Consider the following 18,540-nt stretch of genomic DNA (forward strand, 5'->3'; position numbering starts at 1 on the left):
AGGGCCTCCAGCCCGTCCTCCTTGCAGCGATTGAAGATCTTGTAGCCGGTCTTGCGCGAGATCCCGAACGACCGACACACCTCGCTCATACCTTCGCCCTCCAGCAAACGGGCGACAAATCGAAGACGCTCATCCATGACCGAAGTCTCTCTCCACGGCAACCACACCTCCCGACCAAAATCGAAAAATGTAACCCATGTCTCCGGTACGTTCTGTCACCTATCTCTCAGGTTGGGCACATCGCACAATCTGTTTCGACGAATGACCGCTCTTCAAGTGCGTCGTGTTTCGGCGCGCTGTCCACGACCTCCGCGTTTGGCGTCCCGAATCTCGCGTCAGCAGAATCGAACCGAGAATCATCCTTCGTCAGCGAAACTGATTCTGCTGCGATTGAACATGAGGCCGAGGGCAGGCGCCCACACGCTGTCTCTCTCATCTCCTGCAAAAGACGCGAATCCGGCGGGAAACTGGTTCCAATGTGGCACAATCCACAGCCGCACACCCCAGCTCAGCGGCGGCAAACTCCCGCAAAATCAGGGGTTTCTTAATAAAGTATAAAGAAACGAGAGGGGCGGATGCCGCATTTGTGACCTTTCAGCAACAGCGTATGCGGAAGGCTGTCGCAAACACCCCAAACGGGCAAGTTGGTGATTGCGTGACAGTCCCGGTCTTGTATTTTCAACCTCGGAAGCAAGGGCGGTTGATCGTCCGACTTCTTGAAACATGGGGATGGGGCAGGGAACGCTGCTCTAACGGCGAAAAACCCAGACCCGATCGAAACTTTGAATTGGAGGTCAATATGAACATCAAGAGCCTTCTTCTCGGCTCCGCTGCTGCTCTCGCAGTAGTTTCCGGTGCTCAGGCTGCTGACGCTATCGTTGCTGCTGAGCCGGAACCGGTTGAATACGTCCGCGTCTGCGACGCTTACGGCACCGGCTACTTCTACATCCCGGGCACGGAAACCTGCCTGAAGATCGAAGGTTACATCCGTTTCCAGGTTGATGTTGGTCCGGACCAGGTCAACAAGGGTGCCAGCGGTTTCATCGGTGGCACGTCTGACTGGGATGCGACCACCCGCGGTCAGGTTCAGTTCACGGCCAAGAGCGACACCGAATACGGCCCGCTCACCGGCGTGATCGTCCTGCAGCACAATGGCGACTCCGCTGCTTACCAGAACGCGGTCCTCGACTCGGCTTACATCGACATCGCTGGCTTCCGCGCCGGTCTGTTCTACAGCTGGTGGGACGATGGCCTCTCGGGTGAAACCGACGTTCTCGCAAGCCACGAAACGCTGCACAACTCCCTCCGTTATCAGTATGAGTCTGGCGACTTCTATGCTGGTATCTCGGTCGACGAGCTGGAAGACGGTGCCTTCAAGGATGGCGAACAGCCGAACAACGTTGGCGTTGCCCTCGGCCTCGGCGGCAAGGCTGGCGCGTTCACCTACCAGGTTATCGGTGGCTATGACACCGACAACGAAGAAGGTGCGATCCGCGCTATGGGTACGGTTGCCGTTGGTCCGGGCACGCTCGGCCTCGCAGCTGTCTGGGCATCTGGCACGAACTCCTACTACGACGAATCCGAATGGACGATCGCAGCTGAGTACGCCATCCAGGCCACCGACAAGCTGAAGATCACCCCCGGCGCTCAGTACTTCTTCAACTACATGGAAGACGAAGCCTCCAACGACTTCTCCAACGACGACGCTTGGAAGGTTGGTCTGACGGTTGACTACCAGATCGTAGAAAACTTCTACGCCAAGGCTTCGGTTCAGTACCTCGATGGCGACAACATCGACGACGTCACGACCGGCTACTTCCGCCTGCAGCGTGCATTCTAATCTGATCTGACTTCGGTCAATCAGGAGAGCCCGGCTTTCGAGCCGGGCTTTTTTTGTTGTGTTGGGCGATGCAGCAAGGGCGAGTGGCTTGGAGAGCGTTCACGCCTCCGCTATGAACCGCCTGATACGCTGGAGCAGTGGCTGCACATGCAGCAGCGGTGCGTGTCCCTGGCCGTATGCCTCCAGAATCACGATTGTTGGGCACCGCGCGCGCATCTTCGCAAGCGTCTTGTCGGAGATCAGATCGGAGTTCTCGCCCTTGACGACCATGAGAGGCATCGTCGCGAGCCTGTCGTAATAGTGCCAGAGATCAGGCAGCGGCTGATCGAAGTCGATCATCTGTAATTGAGCGGCAATGGCGGGATCGAAGTCCGCGATCGGGTTCCCGTCGATATCCCGATAGATCGCCGCAGCCATCTCCTGCCAGTCGCGCTCGTCAAGGGCGGTGAAGGAGGGGCCATGGCAGGCCTTGAGAAATGCGACTGCTTCCGGCCAGTTGCGCGGCGGCGCGGCAGAATTGAGATAGTCGCGGATGCGCTTGAGGCCGCTGGGTTCAATCTTCGGTCCGATGTCGTTGAGAATGGCGGCGGCGATCAGATCCGGCCTCATCTCAGCCAGCAGATGAAGAATCAGCCCGCCCCGCGAGGTGCCGATGAAGATGGCGCGTTCAATGGCGAAATGCCGGCAGGCCGAAATGACATCCCGCGTCTCGACGCCGGGATTGTAGTTCGCCTTGTTGGCGTCCCAATCGGACAGGCCTCGCCCGCGATAGTCGAGCGTGATGACGCGTCTCGGAATCGCTCGATCGGTCGACAGGAGCAGCGCCAGTTGGTGGAAGTCACGCGAGTTCCTCGTCAATCCCGGCAAACAGATGATCGGCAGCCGGTCGGCGATGTCAGGGCCACCGTAGTCTCGCGCATGGAGCCTGAGCCCGTCATCGCTCTGATAGGTTGTCGCGCGAAAACCATCGTCTCTTGCTTCATCCACGCTTCGTCGTCCCCCGTTGCATGGGAACAGATTAGCGAGACCGGCAATAGACGCAAATGGTGATCAGGAGGAGCGGCCGCCCGTCAGGTCGCGAACGATGTCGCTCGGCTGACCCAGCCGTGCCTTGTAGACTTCGTAGTTTTCCATCACCCGCTGAACATAGTTGCGCGTCTCGGGGAAGGGGATGCGCTCAATCCAGTCGACGATGGCGTCGATCGATTGGCCGCGCGGGTCGCCATAGCGGCCGATCCATTCGGGCACCCGCTTGGGACCGGCATTATAGGCAATGAAGGTCATGATGTAGGAGCCGCCAAAGGCGTCGATCTGTTCGCCGAGATAATGCGCCCCAAGGGTCGCGTTATAGCCGGCGTCGGCGGTCAGTCGTTCCTTCGAATAGGCGATGTTGTGACGCTTGGCGACGGCCTTTGCCGTGCCCGGCAATATCTGCAGCAATCCGCGAGCATCGGCTGCCGAAACGGCCGCGGGATTGAAGGCGCTCTCTTGCCGGGCAATCGCGTAGGCGAGGGCCTTCCCGGAGCCGGAGATGTTGGCGTTCGTCGGAATGACGCCGAGTGGGAAGGCCAGCGCCGCGACATCCACGCCGTGGGAGTAAGCAATCTTACCGATCTGCAGCGACAGATGGTGGTCGCCGGACCGTTCGGCCTGCGCGCTCAGAACCGCAAGTTCTCCAGGGCTTTGCAGTTGCTCGGCGAGCGCGAGGTAGAGGCTATTGGCCCGCCAGCCATGCCCGGCCGCGTCGAGACGGGCGATGGCCTGCACGGCCTCACGCGCCAGATAGCGCTGGCGATCCGCAGCAGTCGGAGACGGGTACGCCACGTTCAGTGTCTTGCGGCCGAGCTTGTCGCTGGCGAGCTGCCCATAGAAGGTGGTCGGATAGCTTGCGGCCTTGGCGTAAAATTCCGAGGCCTTGCCAGGCCCACCCGCCTCGGCAGATCGACCCATCCAGTACCAGGCGCGCGATACGGATATCGGCCCATTGGAGAAATCGAGAATCTTCCGGAAATGGGCCTGTGCCGCCGCAGGATCCTGCAGCCCGCGCAGCGCGTACCAGCCTGCGTGGAATTCGGCCTCGACGATGTCGGTCGGCGTCGTCGCAGCATAATTGGCAACGATTCCGTAGGCCGCCTTGAATTCCCCTTGATCGACGAGGCCGCGGCTCACGATCCGCTGCTCGTTCCACCACTCGCCGGCATTGACCAGTTCATCCCGATTGCGCGGGGCCTGCCGCAGCAACTTGGCGGCTTCCGTATACTTGTCCTGTTTTCGCAGATGTTCGATGCGCGCAAAGAGGTAACCGGCATCGCCTTTCCACTGGCCATCGACCGCGGCAAGAAGCGCCCCGGCGTTGGGTGCCTTGCTCATCACAGCGGCCCATGCCTTGTAGAGGGATTGGGCCTGACCCATGTCGCCAAAGCGCTTGGCCTGCTCAGTGCGATTGCGGTACATCAGGTAGTCCATTCGCGCCTTGTGATCAGCCGAGGTCAGCAAGCCGGAGAACTCAGCCAAAATCTTGTCTTCGGTCGGTTTGTCCAGCATCTCGCCGCGCCAGACCTTGCGAATGGTCTTCGCCGCCTGGCTCTGTTTACCCGTCGCGACAAGCGCACGCGAAAGGATCATCGCGCCCGGCGTGGTCTCCGGCACGGTCTGGCCGAAGGCCGCCAAGACAGCGGTCGGGTTAGGGTTTTCATCGTAAAGTGCCCGCTCCGAATAAGCCCGCAGCTTTGCGAGCCCGGGCCATCCCTGCAACTCCTGCGCCGCAGCCGCGATCTCTGTCGAGGGAATGCCCTTCTGCCCCGAGACCGCAATCGCCCAGGTCAGGATATGCCGGTCAAGCGTCCCACGTCCCATGCCGTCGCGAATGGATAGCGCTTGCAGGGGATTGTTGTCGGAAAGCGCGTCCAGGCCGGATTTCAAATCACTGTTAACGGGTGCAATTGCCTGGCCGCGCGGAATTGAGCCGGTAACGATCGATTCCGGTATTGTCGTCTGGGGGACGAAACCAATCGGCTTCACGTCCGGAACGGGCGCGCCCTCATTCGGAAGCGACGACGCGGCGCTGCTCCACGCGGCGACTGTAAAGCCGAGGGCGGACACGATCAGGACTGCTCTCTTCATGGGACACTCACAACGAAAACACGCCCGACCATTTGGCGGGAGCCATCTTAACGAAAGCTTACTAACGTCAGTAAACTTCGTTCACATTTGCTATCGGAATTTGCCCTAAACCGATCCATGCGTGCTTGTCGCGGCGATTTCACCGCACTATGGTGCCCCACCAATATTCAAGGAATGCGGCCGAAGCGTGGATTTGGCCATGAGGAGTTCTGCATGTTCCAGGGATCCATTCCCGCTCTCGTCACTCCCTTCACCGATGCCGGCCAAGTGGATGAAACTTCGTTCGCGAACCACGTCGACTGGCAGATCAAGGAAGGCAGCAGCGGTCTCGTTCCGGTTGGGACGACCGGCGAATCTCCGACGCTGTCGCATGCCGAGCATAAGCGGGTTGTGGAACTCTGCATTGAAGCCGCAGCCAAGCGCGTGCCTGTCATGGCCGGCGCCGGCTCGAACAACACGCGTGAAGCAATCGAACTTGCTCAGCACGCCGAGAGGGCCGGGGCAGATGCGGTCCTCGTGGTCACGCCCTATTACAACAAGCCCACCCAGAAGGGGCTGGTCGCGCATTTCTCCGCGATCGCCGAGGCAGTGAAGCTGCCGATTTACATCTACAACATCCCGGGTCGCTCCGCTATCGACATGACGCCGGAGACGATGGGCGCGCTTGCCAAGGCGCACTCGAATATCGTCGGCGTCAAGGATGCGACGGGCAAGATCGAGCGCGTGTCCGAGCAGCGTCTTACCTGCGGCAAGGAATTCAAGCAGTTGTCGGGTGAAGATGCCACGGCACTCGGGTTTAATGCCCACGGTGGCGTCGGGTGCATCTCGGTGACCGCCAACGTGGCGCCGCGCCTTTGCGCCGAGTTCCAGGCTGCGACGCTTGCAGGTGACTATGCGAAGGCGCTGGAATATCAGGACCGCTTGATGCCGCTACACAAGGCCATCTTCATGGAGCCCGGCCTCTGCGGAGCGAAGTATGGCTTGTCGAAGCTTGGGCGGATGAGCCGCAACGTGCGTTCGCCGCTGATTTCGACACTGGAACCTGCGACGGAAGCGGCGATTGACGCAGCCATGCGCCATGCCGGCCTGCTGAACTGAGGCAAGCCATTCGGCCCGCCTTCACAGGCGGTCGATGTTCCCCTACATAGGGGAGAAGAGAGAAGGGCGCGGTCGTCGCGCCCCTAAGCATTTGGAATGTGTCATGGCCCCCAAAGGCAGCGAGCGCGTGGTCAAGAAGATCGTGGCGGAAAACCGCAAGGCGCGCTTCAACTACGAGATCATCGATACCTACGAAGCTGGACTCGTGCTCAAGGGCACCGAGGTCAAGTCGTTGCGCGAGGGCAAGGCCAATATCGCAGAATCCTATGCCTCGGATGAGGATGGTGAGATCTGGCTGATCAATTCCTATCTGCCTGAATATCTGCAGGCGAACCGTTTCAATCATGAGCCGCGCCGCCGCCGCAAGCTCCTGCTTTCCGGCCGCGAGATCAACCGTCTGCGAGCGGGGATCAATCGCGAAGGCATGACCCTGATACCGCTGAAGATCTATTTCAACGATCGCGGCCGCGCCAAAATGGAACTGGCGCTCGCCAAGGGCAAGAAGCTGCACGACAAGCGCGAATCCGAGAAGGAACGCGATTGGAACCGGCAGAAGAGCCGTCTTCTCAAGGATAACGGCTAGTCAAAGGCATAGCCGGCGGTGAATTGCTGGCTTCAAGCTTCCAGATCGGTTGGCGTTGCCGTTTCGGTTGGCCGCGGTGGTCGCTCTGAAGGATCACGCCCGATTTCGCTCTTCAGCGATAGAAGGTCGATGAAGTGATCTGCCTGGCGACGCAGATCGTCGGCAATCATTGGAGGTTGTGTTGCCATCGTTGAGATGACCGAGACCTTTCGGCCCCGCCGCTGCAGCGCCTCGACGAGCGTCGTGAAATCTCCGTCGCCGGAGAAGATGACGAGATGATCGACGGTTTCCGACTGCTCCATGGCATCGATCGCAAGCTCGATATCCATGTTGCCCTTGATCTTGCGGCGACCCATCGAATCCGTGAATTCCTTTGCCGGCTTCGTCACGACCTTGTAGCCGTTGTAATCCAGCCAGTCGATCAGCGGGCGAATGGAGGAGTATTCCTGGTCCTCGATGAGGGCCGTATAGTAGTAGGCGCGCAGGAGATAGCCACGTTTCTGGAACGCCTTCAACAGCTTGCGGTAGTCGATATCGAAACCCAAACTTTTGGACGCAGCGTAGAGATTGGCGCCATCGATAAAAAGAGCAATTTTTTCGCGTGGATCAAACATCCCGTACCAATCCAATGTGAGAAATCGTCGTGCTTCCGTCAAAAACCCAACAAAACAATGAGTTATGAGGCCGCCTGGAACAAATCGTACTTTATGAACTTTTCATATAAGAAAGATTTAGGGCACGATTCGTGATATTCCAAGCAACTTCTGGTCGAAATCCGCTTTCGTTCCAAAATTCGTCACATTCGCCCGCAGAGGCGTCGTGCAATGAAAACTTGAATTTGCCCGGTTTTAATTGTATCGGGCGTGTTAATCCCGAGATCACGACGTAAAGGACAGGCAATGGCCCGTGTCACCGTAGAAGACTGCATTGATAAAGTTGAGAACCGCTTCGAGCTGGTTCTGCTTGCCAGCCACCGTGCCCGGCTGATTTCCCAGGGCGCCTCGATCACGATCGATCGCGACAACGACAAGAACCCGGTCGTGGCGTTGCGCGAGATCGCGGACGAGATGCTGTCGCCGGACGATCTCAAGGAAGACCTGATCCACTCGCTGCAGAAGCATGTCGAAATCGACGAGCCCGAGCCCGATCCGGCGAGCCTCATCGCAGCCGGCGGCGTCGCTGCGGCCGACAGCGAAGAGCAGGAAGACCTGCCGGAAACGATCACCTTCGACCAGATGTCGGAAGAGGAGCTTTTGGCTGGCATCGAAGGCCTGGTGCCACCGGAAAAGAGCGACGATTACTAATCGTCAACCTTGCACGATTATAGCTTCGGCATATTATCGCATATCATGTGCGCCAATCCGTGATTGGCGCGCTTTTCGTTTGTAATGGAGTGGTTTCGGGATGATGCGGCAGTACGAGCTCGTGGAGCGGGTTCAGAAATATAAGCCCGACGCCAACGAAGCCCTGCTGAACAAAGCCTATGTCTATGCAATGCAAAAGCATGGGCAACAGAAGCGTGCCAGCGGCGATCCCTATATCTCGCATCCGCTGGAAGTCGCCGCCATTCTGACGGACATGCATCTCGATGAGTCGACGATCGCCGTCGCGCTGCTTCACGACACCATTGAGGACACGACGGCCACCCGCGCCGAAATCGATGAGCTCTTTGGCGAGGATATTGGTCGGCTGGTCGAAGGGCTGACGAAGATCAAGAAGCTCGACCTCGTCACCAAGAAGGCGAAACAGGCAGAAAACCTGCGCAAGCTGCTGCTTGCCATCTCCGACGACGTACGCGTGCTGCTCGTCAAGCTGGCAGATCGCCTGCACAACATGCGCACCCTCGACCACATGTCGCCGGAAAAGCGCGCGCGCATTTCCGAGGAGACGATGGATATCTATGCGCCGCTGGCCGGGCGCATGGGTATGCAGGACATGCGCGAGGAGCTGGAAGACCTTTCCTTCCGCCACATCAATCCCGAAGCCTATGAGACCGTAACCAGGCGGCTCGAGGAGCTTTCCAAGCGCAACGAGGGTCTGGTCAAGAAGATCGAGACCGAATTGGGCGATCTGCTGGTTACGAACGGGCTGACGGGCGCCATCGTCAAGGGACGCCAGAAAAAGCCTTACTCCGTGTTCCGCAAGATGCAGTCGAAGTCGCTGTCCTTCGAACAGCTCTCTGACGTCTACGGTTTCCGTATCATCGTTGAAGATATCTCGGCCTGCTATAGGGCTCTCGGCATCGTCCACACCCGCTGGCGCGTCGTTCCCGGGCGCTTCAAGGACTATATCTCGACGCCGAAGCAGAACGACTACCGTTCGCTGCACACGACGATCGTCGGCCCATCCAGGCAGCGTATCGAGCTGCAGATCCGCACCAAGCGCATGCACGAGATCGCGGAATTCGGTATTGCCGCCCATACGCTCTACAAGGACGGGGCTTCGACGTCCGACAACGATATCCTCTCGCGCGAGTCCAACGCCTACTCATGGCTGCGGCACACGATCGAGGCGCTGGCGGAAGGGGACAGTCCTGAAGAATTCCTGGAGCACACGAAGCTTGAGTTGTTCCAGGATCAGGTCTTCTGCTTCACGCCGAAGGGCAAGCTGATCGCGCTGCCACGGGGTGCGACGCCGATCGACTTTGCCTATGCCGTTCACACCAATATCGGCGACACGACCGTGGGCGCCAAGATCAACGGGCGCATCATGCCTCTCGTAACACGACTGGCGAATGGCGACGAGGTCGAGATCATTCGCTCCGGCGTGCAGGTGCCGCCTGCTGCCTGGGAAGAGATCGTGGTAACGGGCAAGGCGCGTGCGGCGATCCGCCGGGCCACCCGACTTGCAATCCGCAAACAATATGCCGGTCTCGGCCATCGCATCCTGGAGCGCACCTTCGAGCGAGCCGGCAAGATCTTCTCCCGTGAAGCGATGAAGCCCGCGCTCCATCGCCTTGGCCAGAAGGATGTGGAAGACGCCATCGCTGCGGTCGGTCGCGGTGAAATGTCGTCGCTCGACGTATTGCGCGCCGTCTATCCGGATCATCTCGAAGAACGCGTGACGGCCAAGCCGAGCGGTGACGACGGTTGGTTCAACGTTCGCAGCGCCTCCGGCATGATCTTCAAGATCCCGGGCAAGCCGAAGTCCGGCATCGATGGTGCAGATCTCAGTGCTCTGGAAATGGACACGGTGCCGATCCGCGGCATTTCGAGCAATGTTGATGTGCAGTTTGCGCCGACGGGCGCCGTACCCGGTGACCGCATCGTCGGGATCATGAATACGACGGAAAAAGGCAACGGCATTACGATCTATCCGATCCAGTCACCGACGCTGCAACGTTTCGACGATCAGCCGGACCGCTGGATTGATGTTCGCTGGGATCTCGACGAGGCCAACAAGTCGCGTTTCATGGCGCGCATCATGGTCAATGCGTTGAATGAGCCCGGTACGTTGGCAAAGCTTGCCCAGACCGTTGCCGGCGTCGACGTCAATATTCGGGTGTTCAATACGGTGCGCGTCGCAACCGACTTCACCGAAATGACGCTCGACGTCGAAGTGTGGGACCTTCGGCAGTTGAACCAGCTGCTTGCCCAGCTGAAGGACCTCGAATGCGTCGCGACGGTTCGCCGGCTTTACGAGTAAGTCGGCAACCGCCCCTTGGCATTTGCACATTTTGTGATCGCTTCATGACGGAAAACGCACTGATATAAGGCTAGGTATGCGTCAATTGCATAGCTGTGCCCTTGTTAGAGCGTTGGTAATTGCTGCTGCGAGCGCCTATCTTCCAGTCATCAGGAAACGAACAGAAGATGAGGCAAAGAAATGTTTAAACCGATCAAGAAGATTGCCCGCGCATTGCGCGCTCCGACCGCTGAAGAACGCGAAATGGACTATCTGAACGGCTCGTTTGACCGTATCGATCTTGAATATCGTCAGCGTCAGGTTGACCGCGGTATGTTTCGCACCCGTTAATATCGGTTCTATACTTGAAGAATGAAAGGGGCGTATTGCATATCGCGCCCCTGGTGAGTGCTCAGTCTGCAGTGATCAAATAATGACTGAGATAGTTTGACGCTCTTGTAACGCTGGTGCGAGTTGCACTACATACGCGCCATGCTGTTCAGACGTCGAAAACCTGCCGGATTTCGTGAAAAGATGCGCGAGTTGTTGTGGCCTCGCAAGGGATTCTTGCGGCCGCTCCGCTATCTCACGATGCGTGTTCTGCGCTTGACGGCGTCGCCGCACGCCGTCGCCATGGGCGTAGCCGCAGGGATCTTCGTGTCCTGGACGCCCTTTATCGGCGTTCATTTTATCATGGCCTTCGTACTCAGCTATCTATTCGCGGGCAATATGGTCGCCGCTGCTCTTGGCTGTGCGGCCTTCGGCAATCCGCTGACCTATCCGTTCATCTGGGGCGCGACCTGGGAGATCGGTCACCTGCTGCTTGCGCGTCAGGATACGATGCAAGGGCATTCGATCGACCTTGGGGCGCTGTTTCATGAGCTGCATTTCAGCGAACTCTGGCAACCGGTGCTCGAACCGATGCTTGTCGGCTCCATCCCGCCGGCGCTCTTGACCTCCGTCATCGTTTATTTCGGAACCTTTTATGCCGTGAAGGGCTTTCAGACGCGCCGCCGCGAACGCCTTATGACGCGTGCCCGCGTGCGGCTGTCCAATCCAGTGCAGGAAACCGTATGATCATCGGTATCGGCAGCGATCTCATTGATATCAGGCGCGTCGAGAAATCCCTCGAACGCTTCGGCGACCGCTTCACCAATCGCTGCTTCACCGAGATTGAGCGGGCAAAGTCCGATCGGCGCGCCAATCGCGCCGCCTCCTATGCCAAGCGTTTCGCCGCCAAGGAAGCCTGCTCCAAGGCTCTCGGGACGGGCATGGCGCAAGGTGTGTTCTGGAAGGATCTCGGCGTTGTGAACCTGCCGAGCGGCAAGCCGACGATGCGGCTGACGGGCGGCGCGGCCGATGTGCTGAAGTCGCTACTGCCGGCTGGCCACAAGGCTGCCATTCATTTGACGATAACGGATGATTATCCCTTGGCGCAGGCGTTCGTCATCATTGAGACCCTGCCGGAAGATGTCTGAGCAGCGACGTAGAGTCGCTTTTAATGTTGGCGCCATTGCCGCAATCGGTCGAAGCCGCTAGAGAGAAGCAAACAAGAGTTGCGCCCTGGCGGTGCATTGAAGGAACAAGACTGCGTGTCCGAAAAAGTCGAAACCAAGCCGAACGCCCTATGGGAAAACATCAAGGTCATCGCCCAGGCGCTGATTTTGGCGATGGTTATCCGAACGGTGCTTTTTCAGCCGTTCACCATTCCGTCCGGCTCCATGATGCCGACACTGCTTGTCGGTGACTACATCTTCGTCAACAAGTTTGCCTACGGCTATTCGAGGTTCTCGCTGCCGTTCTCGCCGAACCTCTTCAGCGGTCGCATTTTCGAGAGCGAGCCGAAGCGCGGTGACATCGTTGTCTTCCGGTTCCCGCCGAACCCCGACGTTGATTACATCAAGCGGCTGGTTGGTCTTCCCGGTGATCGCATTCRGGTCAAGGAAGGCGTCCTCTACGTGAACGGCACGGCGGTTCCGAGGGTGCCGAATGGCACGTTCAATTCCGACTACGCGCAGGATCCGGGCCAGGATGTGCCGGTGTATCGCGAGACGCTGGATAACGGCGTCAGCTTTGACACGCTGGATCAGTCCCCGGTTTCGCGTGGCGACAACACCCGCGAGTTTATCGTTCCGGAAGGCCATTACTTCATGATGGGCGATAATCGCGATAATTCGCTCGACAGCCGCTTCGACGTTGGCTTTGTGCCTGCGGAAAATCTGGTCGGTCGCGCCAGCGTCATCTTCTTCTCGCTCGGCAACGACACCTCGTTCCGCGAGATCTGGAAGTGGCCGACGAACATGCGGTGGGATCGTCTGTTCAAGGGCGTTGAATGAGCAAGTCACAGACGCTTTCGGCGGCGGATCGAACACGGCTTGAAGCCCTGATCGGTCACGAGTTCGCCGAAAAGGAGCGGCTGGATCGGGCACTGACGCATGCAAGTGCCCGCACGCAGAAGGGCGGCAACTACGAGAGGCTGGAGTTCCTCGGTGACCGAGTCCTCGGCCTCTGCGTTGCCGAACTGCTCTTCCGGACGTTCGGTACGGCGACCGAGGGCGAACTTTCGGTGCGCCTCAATCAGCTCGTCAGTGCCGACACCTGTGCTGAGGTCGCTGATGAACTCGGCCTGCATCTCTTCATCCGGACTGGCGCCGACGTCAAGAAGCTGACCGGCAAGCGTATGATGAACGTGCGAGCCGACGTCGTCGAAAGCCTTATTGCGGCGATCTACCTCGATGGCGGCCTGGAGGTCGCCCGGCGTTTCATCCTGAAGTTCTGGGAAAAGCGGGCAGCGCGCGCCGACGGCGCGCGGCGCGACGCGAAGACCGAATTGCAGGAGTGGTCGCACGCCAAATTCGGCATCACGCCGATCTACCGGGTTGAAGAACGCACCGGACCGGATCATGATCCGCGTTTCACGGTGACGGTAGAGGTCACAGGTGTTAGGCCCGAAACGGGCATCGAACGCTCAAAGCGGGCCGCGGAACAGGTCGCAGCCACGCGAATGCTGGAACGCGAAGGCATTTGGCAGAAGTCCTCTGCCGGAAACTGACGGGACAAATGACGGAAGAACACGATATGGCGGACGACGCCCCTGAAACTGCGGGTGCCACACGGTCAGGCTTTGTCGCGTTGATTGGAGCGACCAACGCCGGCAAGTCCACGCTGGTCAATCGCCTCGTCGGCGCCAAGGTTTCGATTGTCAGCCATAAGGTGCAGACGACGCGTGCCATCGTGCGCGGCATCGCGATCCACAACAATGCGCAGGTCGTGTTCATGGATACGCCCGGCATTTTCAAGCCGCGTCGGCGGCTCGACCGCGCGATGGTGACATCAGCCTGGGGCGGCGCAAAGGATGCTGACCTGATCATGCTGCTGATCGACAGCGAACGTGGTCTGCGCGGCGATGCGCAAGCCATTCTTGAGGGCCTCAAGGAGGTACATCAGCCAAAGATTCTCGTCTTGAACAAGATCGATCGGGTCAAACGCGAAGATCTGCTGGCGCTTGCGGCGGCGGCCAACCAGAAGATCGACTTCACGCATACCTTCATGATCTCGGCCGAGAACGGCTCCGGCTGTGACGACGTCATGGATTATCTGGCAAAGACGCTGCCAGAAGGCCCCTGGTACTATCCCGAAGACCAGATCTCCGACCTTCCGATGCGCCAGCTGGCTGCGGAGATCACCCGCGAGAAGCTGTTCCTGCGTCTGCATCAAGAGCTTCCATATTCGTCGCATGTCGAGACGGAAAAGTGGGAAGAACGCAAGGACGGCTCGGTTCGAATCGAGCAGGTAATCTACGTCGAACGGGATAGCCAGAAGAAGATCGCGCTCGGCAAGGGTGGCGAAACGATCAAGGCGATTTCGTCGGCGTCCCGACGAGAGCTCTCCGAAATCCTCGAGCAGCCGGTTCATCTCTTCTTGTTCGTGAAGGTTCGTGAAAATTGGGGCGATGACCCCGAGCGCTTCCGCGAAATGGGTCTGGATTTTCCGACGTAAGTTGACGGCTTCTACCGCGTTGTTTCTGCGTTAAAAATTCCCGCGCGGGTGGAACAACCCTTGCCATTTGCGTGTTCTCGTAGGAAGCGCTGCCAATTCCGGCAGCGTCCTTCATTCGAGCACAAGGGCCTGTATGCCGACCGCGCGTCCCACCCACTCGTTCAAAACGCCCTGCGAGCACTGTCCGCTGCGTGCCAACCGGGTCTTCCGGGAGTTCACCGCCGATGAACTCGACTTCGTTTCGAAATTCAAGAGAGGCGAGCTGGCCGCGGATGCTGGTGCCACGATCATAGTCGAGGGTGCGCACAGCGCTCACCTGTTCACCGTCCTTTCCGGCTGGGGTTTTCGTTACAAGACGCTGGAGGACGGACGCCGGCAAATCCTGAACTACGTGATGCCGGGTGATCTGATCGGTCTTCAGGGAACGATTATGGGGGAGATGCAGCACTCCGTCGAGGCATTGTCGCCTGTATCGCTTTGCGTTTTCGAGCGCGACAAGCTGATGACCCTCTACAACAAGCATTCGTCCCTGGCCTTCGACATCACCTGGATTGCCGCCCAGGAAGAACGTATCCTTGACGAACACCTATTGAGCATTGGTCGCCGGACAGCGCTCGAGCGCGCCGCCTATCTCATCGCTTTCCTGTTCGAGCGCGGCAGGCAGCTGAAGCTCTTCAACGGCCACGCATCGATTCCAATCACGCAGCAACACGTTGCGGATACATTGGGACTTTCGATCGTGCATACAAACAAGACATTGAAAAAGCTCGCCAATCGCAACCTCATCCGCTGGCAGGAGCGTGCCTGCGAGGTGCTTGATGGGGAGGGGCTCAAGGCTGCTGCCGGTTGGGAGGGGCTTGGAGAGAGGGGCCGTCCGTTCATATAATAGCTGTAAGCGACATGTCTTATTTAAATGCCTTCTGAGCGGCACGCCCGTAAGGTCACCCTGCCATCTTTCTTCCTGCCCTGCTTTTTATCGACCCGAAACGAAAAAGCGGCTATGCAAGCTAAGCGGTATATAGTCGTCGCCAATGAGCCATGGGGCGTCAGAGGTTGAAATCCGGGAAATGCAGGTGCCGAGCATCTTAGTTGATACTCAGCGAGGGGCGTATTGGGTATGAAGGCAAACCGTGTTCTTGTCCTCGAGGACAGTTTGATCATCGCGATGGAGGCGGAGGATATTCTCCGCCAGGTGGGCGTGGAAACGATTGGAATCGTCAGCAGCCTTGAACAGGCGATGGAGGCGACCAAGACCGCGACCTTCGATTTCGCGCTGCTGGACGTCAATCTTGGCGAAGTCATGAGCTTCGACTTTGCCCGTCATCTGGCGAACAGCAACATCCCCTTTGGGTTTGTGAGCGGTTATTCCGATACAAAGGACTTCCCCGAAGACCTTCGGAACGTGCCGCTGCTCGTCAAGCCGTTTGGAGAATCGGCGATGCGCGACTTCCTCCAGAAACTGTTCCCAGCCAGCGCCTGAATGCCTTTTTATGACAGGGCAACGGTCTTGCGTTAGGATCGAATCGTAAGTTTAGGGTTCGCTTCCGATGCAGTGGCATGACCGGGCAATCATCTTGGGCGTCAAGCGCCATGGCGAGACCAGCGTCATCGCCGAGGTGATGACGCGCGAGCGCGGCCGCCATCTTGGCATGGTCCGCTCTGGTCGGTCTCGTGCCATGCAACCGGTTCTTCAACCCGGCAACGAGGTCGAGGTTACGTGGCGTGCGCGCCTAGACGAGCACCTTGGCGAATTCCGTATAGAGCCATTGACGTTACGGGCCGCGCGGCTGATGGAAACGGCGACTGCCGTCTATGGCGTGCAGGCGATGGGCGCACTGCTGCGCTTGCTGCCGGAGCGCGATCCGCATCCACATCTCTTCGAAGCGCTCGAAGTCATCCTCGACAATCTCCACAATCCGGCGGATGCCGGTGAGCTCTTCGTCCGTTTCGAGCTTGCCGTTCTGAACGACCTCGGCTTTGGTCTCGATTTGACCGAGTGCGCCGCGACGGGCAGTCGTTCCGACCTTGCTTATGTGTCGCCGAGGTCGGGCAGGGCGGTCAGCCGGACTGCGGGTGCTCCCTGGGCGGACAAGATGTTGCTCCTGCCACCATTCCTGAACAGTGAGGAAAACCGCGCGGCTGATATCGACGGCCTCAGCGCCGCGTTCCGCCTGACGGCATTCTTTCTCCATCGCCATGTCTATGAGCCGCGCGGCGTGGAAGCGGCAGCTGCGCGCGAGGGCTTCGTACAGGCAGCTCTGAAAGCACTCAAGGCGGCCGCACCGCAGGACGAATTGTCCGCCTGACCGACCGTTTTTCATTGGCGAAAAACATCATTCGGATCAGGCGCTTTACGTGTCTCACGCATCTTCCTATTTCGATCGCATGCAACCCAGCGATTGGAGGAATGCGATGCTGACCAAACCGGATGCGATGACGACGATAAATCTCTGGAACGATTATGAAATGCCCCGGTTGGGTATGGGCTGCTGGGCGATCGGCGGTCCCTTCTATGCCGGCGACACGCCGCTCGGCTGGGGCGAGGTCGATGACGACGAGTCCGTCGCCGCCATTCATCGCGCGATCGAACTCGGCATCCGTTTCTTCGATACGGCTTCGAACTATGGGGCCGGGCATTCAGAGGAAGTTCTCGGGCGTGCGATCGGTAGTCGCAGCGACATTGTCATCGCGACCAAGTTCGGCTTTGCCACCGATCCGTATACGAAGCAGGCAACCGGCGCCTTCGCCGATGCTGTCTTCATTCGCCGCTCGGCCGAGACGTCGCTGCGCAGGTTGAAACGGGATCGCCTCGATCTGCTTCAATTTCATCTGAACGACTTTCCGCTTGAACAGTCGGACGAGGTTTTCGAAATCCTTGAGACGCTCCGTGACGAGGGGAAGATCGACGCCTTCGGTTGGAGCACGGATTATCCCGATCGTGCCGCGCGACATGCCGGCCGCCCTGGTTTTGTTTCCGTCCAGCACACGATGAACGTCTTCGAGCCGGTGCCTGACATGATCTCGGTGATCGAACGGCATGGCCTGATTTCGATCAACCGCGGGCCGCTCGCGATGGGCTTGCTCAGCGGAAAATTCCGCGCCGACACGAAAATCGGTGACAAGGATGTTCGCGGCGCGAGCCTTGACTGGATGGTCTACTTCAAGGACGGCCGGATCGCGCCGGAATTTGCAGCGCGATTGGAAGCGGTTCGCGAGTTGCTGAAGTCCGATGGTCGAACTCTCACACAAGGCGCCCTGGCGTGGCTGTGGGCGCGCTCGCCCCGAACCCTGCCGATCCCGGGCTTTCGCACCGTTGCCCAGGTTGAAGAAAACGCCGGCGCGCTGGCCAAAGGCCCGTTATCGCCGGCTATCACGGATGAAATCGATGAGGCACTCGTGCAGCTTCGCGCCTAGCCGCGGTTGCGGACCTTGAAGGCCCAGCCTTCGGGCCTCTCCTCGATGACTTTGGCTGTATCGCCGACCGCAATCCGACCGGTCCCGCGAGGCGTGACATTCCAGCCGAAGAGCGGACCGGGTACACGCCGGTCCGCAGACATCCGAATGCGCCCCATGGCGGGCATCGGACTAGGAACGTCGCGCGATCCGGTCGATTGGTCCTGGGTGGTCATGATGCAACGTGCGCAAGGTTTGACGAGATCGAAACGAATGCCGCCGATCTCAATCGCAGCCCACCGGTCTTCCTGCCAACCTTCCTCGGTATCAAGGCTGATATTGGGCCGGAACCGCTCCATGCCCACTTGCCCTTCGCCGTGCGCCTCGAGATCGGCATTCAGTGCCCGCAGGGAGCCTGTCGTGGTGACAAGGATCTGGTAGCCATCGGCGAATGTGACCGGTGTGCCTTCGCCGGCCCATTCCGCACTGGCGGAACGCTTGGCATCCTGATCGAAGAACACCAGTCTCACCTCTCGCCCGAGCCAGGCCGAAAGTTCAGCATTCGCAGCATCATCGGCAACCGCCGCATTGACGATGGACTTCCAGATCGAGACGTCCATCCGTTTTGAGGCCGTTCGAATCTGCGCGTCAATCTTCTTGTCGCCCATGGTGAGATGGAGGCCCGACGGTCCCGCCTGCACGGCGATGCGAGCGAGATCGGGCAACTCCCGCTGGGTGATGAAGTGTCCGTCCCGATCGGTGATCATGGCGCGCCGGTCGCCCGGCAACCCGAATGCATCGATCTCCGAGGACTGCAGCGCGATACCCCGAGCACTTTTGAGCGGATAGATGAAAAGGCCTGTAATACGCATCAAGTGCT

At 59.0% G+C, this 18,540-nt stretch carries 20 protein-coding genes; 15 read left to right on the forward strand and 5 right to left on the reverse strand.

Annotated features, from left to right (window positions below):
- A partial coding sequence (locus AC1DPR_RS16805; protein ID WP_477816810.1) for a helix-turn-helix domain-containing protein occupies window positions 1–161 on the reverse strand: 161 nt, incomplete at its 3' end.
- Between the two features lie 638 nt (window positions 162–799).
- On the opposite strand from AC1DPR_RS16805, the gene AC1DPR_RS16810 reads away from it, so the two are divergent.
- Window positions 800–1,840: a porin gene (locus AC1DPR_RS16810; protein WP_113470679.1), complete on the forward strand. Its 1,041-nt coding sequence runs from the start codon at window positions 800–802 to the stop codon at window positions 1,838–1,840.
- A 99-nt stretch (window positions 1,841–1,939) separates the two neighbouring features.
- Here AC1DPR_RS16810 and AC1DPR_RS16815 read toward each other — a convergent pair whose 3' ends face one another.
- Window positions 1,940–2,827 carry an alpha/beta fold hydrolase gene (locus AC1DPR_RS16815; protein ID WP_113470680.1) on the reverse strand — a complete coding sequence of 296 codons (888 nt, stop codon included), beginning with the start codon at window positions 2,825–2,827 and terminating at the stop codon, window positions 1,940–1,942.
- Window positions 2,828–2,890: 63 nt separating this feature from the next.
- Entirely contained in the window at window positions 2,891–4,963 is a 2,073-nt protein-coding gene (locus AC1DPR_RS16820; protein WP_113470681.1) for a lytic transglycosylase domain-containing protein, read from the reverse strand.
- Between the two features lie 213 nt (window positions 4,964–5,176).
- Between AC1DPR_RS16820 and dapA the strand changes: the two genes are divergently transcribed.
- A complete protein-coding gene (gene dapA, locus AC1DPR_RS16825) occupies window positions 5,177–6,061 on the forward strand; it encodes a 4-hydroxy-tetrahydrodipicolinate synthase (protein WP_113470682.1) in 885 nt (294 codons plus the stop codon).
- A 103-nt stretch (window positions 6,062–6,164) separates the two neighbouring features.
- The gene (smpB, locus tag AC1DPR_RS16830; RefSeq protein WP_025659866.1) at window positions 6,165–6,644 is read left to right on the forward strand and encodes an SsrA-binding protein SmpB; all 480 of its coding nucleotides are present in this window, start codon (window positions 6,165–6,167) and stop codon (window positions 6,642–6,644) included.
- A gap of 32 nt (window positions 6,645–6,676) precedes the next feature.
- On the opposite strand, the gene AC1DPR_RS16835 is transcribed toward smpB, so the two are convergent.
- Window positions 6,677–7,258, reverse strand: coding sequence for a LabA-like NYN domain-containing protein (locus AC1DPR_RS16835; RefSeq protein WP_018857436.1), 582 nt, complete (start codon window positions 7,256–7,258; stop codon window positions 6,677–6,679).
- Between the two features lie 285 nt (window positions 7,259–7,543).
- Here AC1DPR_RS16835 and rpoZ point away from each other — a divergent pair, with 285 nt between their 5' ends.
- The 12 genes from rpoZ (at window position 7,544) to AC1DPR_RS16895 (ending at window position 17,681) form a co-directional block, all read left to right on the forward strand.
- Window positions 7,544–7,948, forward strand: coding sequence for a DNA-directed RNA polymerase subunit omega (rpoZ, locus tag AC1DPR_RS16840; RefSeq protein WP_018857435.1), 405 nt, complete (start codon window positions 7,544–7,546; stop codon window positions 7,946–7,948).
- A 100-nt stretch (window positions 7,949–8,048) separates the two neighbouring features.
- Window positions 8,049–10,289, forward strand: coding sequence for a RelA/SpoT family protein (locus AC1DPR_RS16845; RefSeq protein WP_018857434.1), 2,241 nt, complete (start codon window positions 8,049–8,051; stop codon window positions 10,287–10,289).
- A 180-nt stretch (window positions 10,290–10,469) separates the two neighbouring features.
- Entirely contained in the window at window positions 10,470–10,619 is a 150-nt protein-coding gene (locus AC1DPR_RS16850) for a hypothetical protein (protein ID WP_018857433.1), read from the forward strand.
- Window positions 10,620–10,760: 141 nt separating this feature from the next.
- The gene (locus AC1DPR_RS16855) at window positions 10,761–11,345 is read left to right on the forward strand and encodes a DUF2062 domain-containing protein (protein ID WP_025659865.1); all 585 of its coding nucleotides are present in this window, start codon (window positions 10,761–10,763) and stop codon (window positions 11,343–11,345) included.
- Complete coding sequence (acpS, locus tag AC1DPR_RS16860; RefSeq protein WP_113470683.1) at window positions 11,342–11,746, forward strand: holo-ACP synthase; 405 nt, start codon at window positions 11,342–11,344, stop codon at window positions 11,744–11,746. Before AC1DPR_RS16855 ends, acpS begins: the two co-directional genes overlap by 4 nt.
- Before the next feature lie 114 nt (window positions 11,747–11,860).
- Complete coding sequence (lepB, locus tag AC1DPR_RS16865; RefSeq protein ID WP_477816797.1) at window positions 11,861–12,604, forward strand: signal peptidase I; 744 nt, start codon at window positions 11,861–11,863, stop codon at window positions 12,602–12,604.
- The gene (rnc, locus tag AC1DPR_RS16870; RefSeq protein ID WP_113470684.1) at window positions 12,601–13,320 is read left to right on the forward strand and encodes a ribonuclease III; all 720 of its coding nucleotides are present in this window, start codon (window positions 12,601–12,603) and stop codon (window positions 13,318–13,320) included. The genes lepB and rnc overlap by 4 nt, the downstream gene beginning before the upstream one ends.
- Before the next feature lie 8 nt (window positions 13,321–13,328).
- Entirely contained in the window at window positions 13,329–14,267 is a 939-nt protein-coding gene (gene era, locus AC1DPR_RS16875) for a GTPase Era (RefSeq protein WP_113470685.1), read from the forward strand.
- Window positions 14,268–14,400: 133 nt separating this feature from the next.
- On the forward strand, window positions 14,401–15,153 hold the full coding sequence (locus AC1DPR_RS16880; protein ID WP_018857427.1) for a Crp/Fnr family transcriptional regulator: 753 nt from the start codon (window positions 14,401–14,403) through the stop codon (window positions 15,151–15,153).
- Between the two features lie 231 nt (window positions 15,154–15,384).
- Window positions 15,385–15,747 (forward strand): response regulator, encoded by a 363-nt coding sequence (locus AC1DPR_RS16885; protein ID WP_018857426.1) that lies wholly within the window; start codon window positions 15,385–15,387, stop codon window positions 15,745–15,747.
- Window positions 15,748–15,814: 67 nt separating this feature from the next.
- Window positions 15,815–16,573: a DNA repair protein RecO gene (gene recO, locus AC1DPR_RS16890; RefSeq protein WP_113470687.1), complete on the forward strand. Its 759-nt coding sequence runs from the start codon at window positions 15,815–15,817 to the stop codon at window positions 16,571–16,573.
- A gap of 106 nt (window positions 16,574–16,679) precedes the next feature.
- The gene (locus AC1DPR_RS16895; protein WP_113470688.1) at window positions 16,680–17,681 is read left to right on the forward strand and encodes an aldo/keto reductase; all 1,002 of its coding nucleotides are present in this window, start codon (window positions 16,680–16,682) and stop codon (window positions 17,679–17,681) included.
- Here AC1DPR_RS16895 and AC1DPR_RS16900 read toward each other — a convergent pair.
- Window positions 17,678–18,532 carry an MOSC domain-containing protein gene (locus AC1DPR_RS16900; RefSeq protein WP_018857423.1) on the reverse strand — a complete coding sequence of 285 codons (855 nt, stop codon included), beginning with the start codon at window positions 18,530–18,532 and terminating at the stop codon, window positions 17,678–17,680. The two genes, AC1DPR_RS16895 and AC1DPR_RS16900, sit on opposite strands and share 4 nt — an antisense overlap.
- Window positions 18,533–18,540: the final 8 nt, after the last annotated feature.

Source organism: Rhizobium sp. 01T417 (assembly GCF_056398905.1).

Excerpts from the sequence above, each read along its gene's own strand:
- acpS (WP_113470683.1), top strand. The coding sequence starts at position 11,342 with ATGATCATCGGTATCGGCAGCGATCTCATTGATATCAGGCGCGTCGAG.
- AC1DPR_RS16895 (WP_113470688.1), top strand. The coding sequence starts at position 16,680 with ATGCTGACCAAACCGGATGCGATGACGACGATAAATCTCTGGAACGAT.
- dapA (WP_113470682.1), top strand. The coding sequence starts at position 5,177 with ATGTTCCAGGGATCCATTCCCGCTCTCGTCACTCCCTTCACCGATGCC.
- AC1DPR_RS16855 (WP_025659865.1), top strand. The coding sequence starts at position 10,761 with ATGCTGTTCAGACGTCGAAAACCTGCCGGATTTCGTGAAAAGATGCGC.
- AC1DPR_RS16810 (WP_113470679.1), top strand. The coding sequence starts at position 800 with ATGAACATCAAGAGCCTTCTTCTCGGCTCCGCTGCTGCTCTCGCAGTA.
- era (WP_113470685.1), top strand. The coding sequence starts at position 13,329 with ATGACGGAAGAACACGATATGGCGGACGACGCCCCTGAAACTGCGGGT.
- AC1DPR_RS16900 (WP_018857423.1), bottom strand. The coding sequence starts at position 18,532 with ATGCGTATTACAGGCCTTTTCATCTATCCGCTCAAAAGTGCTCGGGGT.
- AC1DPR_RS16880 (WP_018857427.1), top strand. The coding sequence starts at position 14,401 with ATGCCGACCGCGCGTCCCACCCACTCGTTCAAAACGCCCTGCGAGCAC.
- AC1DPR_RS16835 (WP_018857436.1), bottom strand. The coding sequence starts at position 7,258 with ATGTTTGATCCACGCGAAAAAATTGCTCTTTTTATCGATGGCGCCAAT.
- recO (WP_113470687.1), top strand. The coding sequence starts at position 15,815 with ATGCAGTGGCATGACCGGGCAATCATCTTGGGCGTCAAGCGCCATGGC.
- AC1DPR_RS16820 (WP_113470681.1), bottom strand. The coding sequence starts at position 4,963 with ATGAAGAGAGCAGTCCTGATCGTGTCCGCCCTCGGCTTTACAGTCGCC.
- rpoZ (WP_018857435.1), top strand. The coding sequence starts at position 7,544 with ATGGCCCGTGTCACCGTAGAAGACTGCATTGATAAAGTTGAGAACCGC.
- AC1DPR_RS16850 (WP_018857433.1), top strand. The coding sequence starts at position 10,470 with ATGTTTAAACCGATCAAGAAGATTGCCCGCGCATTGCGCGCTCCGACC.
- smpB (WP_025659866.1), top strand. The coding sequence starts at position 6,165 with ATGGCCCCCAAAGGCAGCGAGCGCGTGGTCAAGAAGATCGTGGCGGAA.
- rnc (WP_113470684.1), top strand. The coding sequence starts at position 12,601 with ATGAGCAAGTCACAGACGCTTTCGGCGGCGGATCGAACACGGCTTGAA.
- AC1DPR_RS16845 (WP_018857434.1), top strand. The coding sequence starts at position 8,049 with ATGATGCGGCAGTACGAGCTCGTGGAGCGGGTTCAGAAATATAAGCCC.
- AC1DPR_RS16885 (WP_018857426.1), top strand. The coding sequence starts at position 15,385 with ATGAAGGCAAACCGTGTTCTTGTCCTCGAGGACAGTTTGATCATCGCG.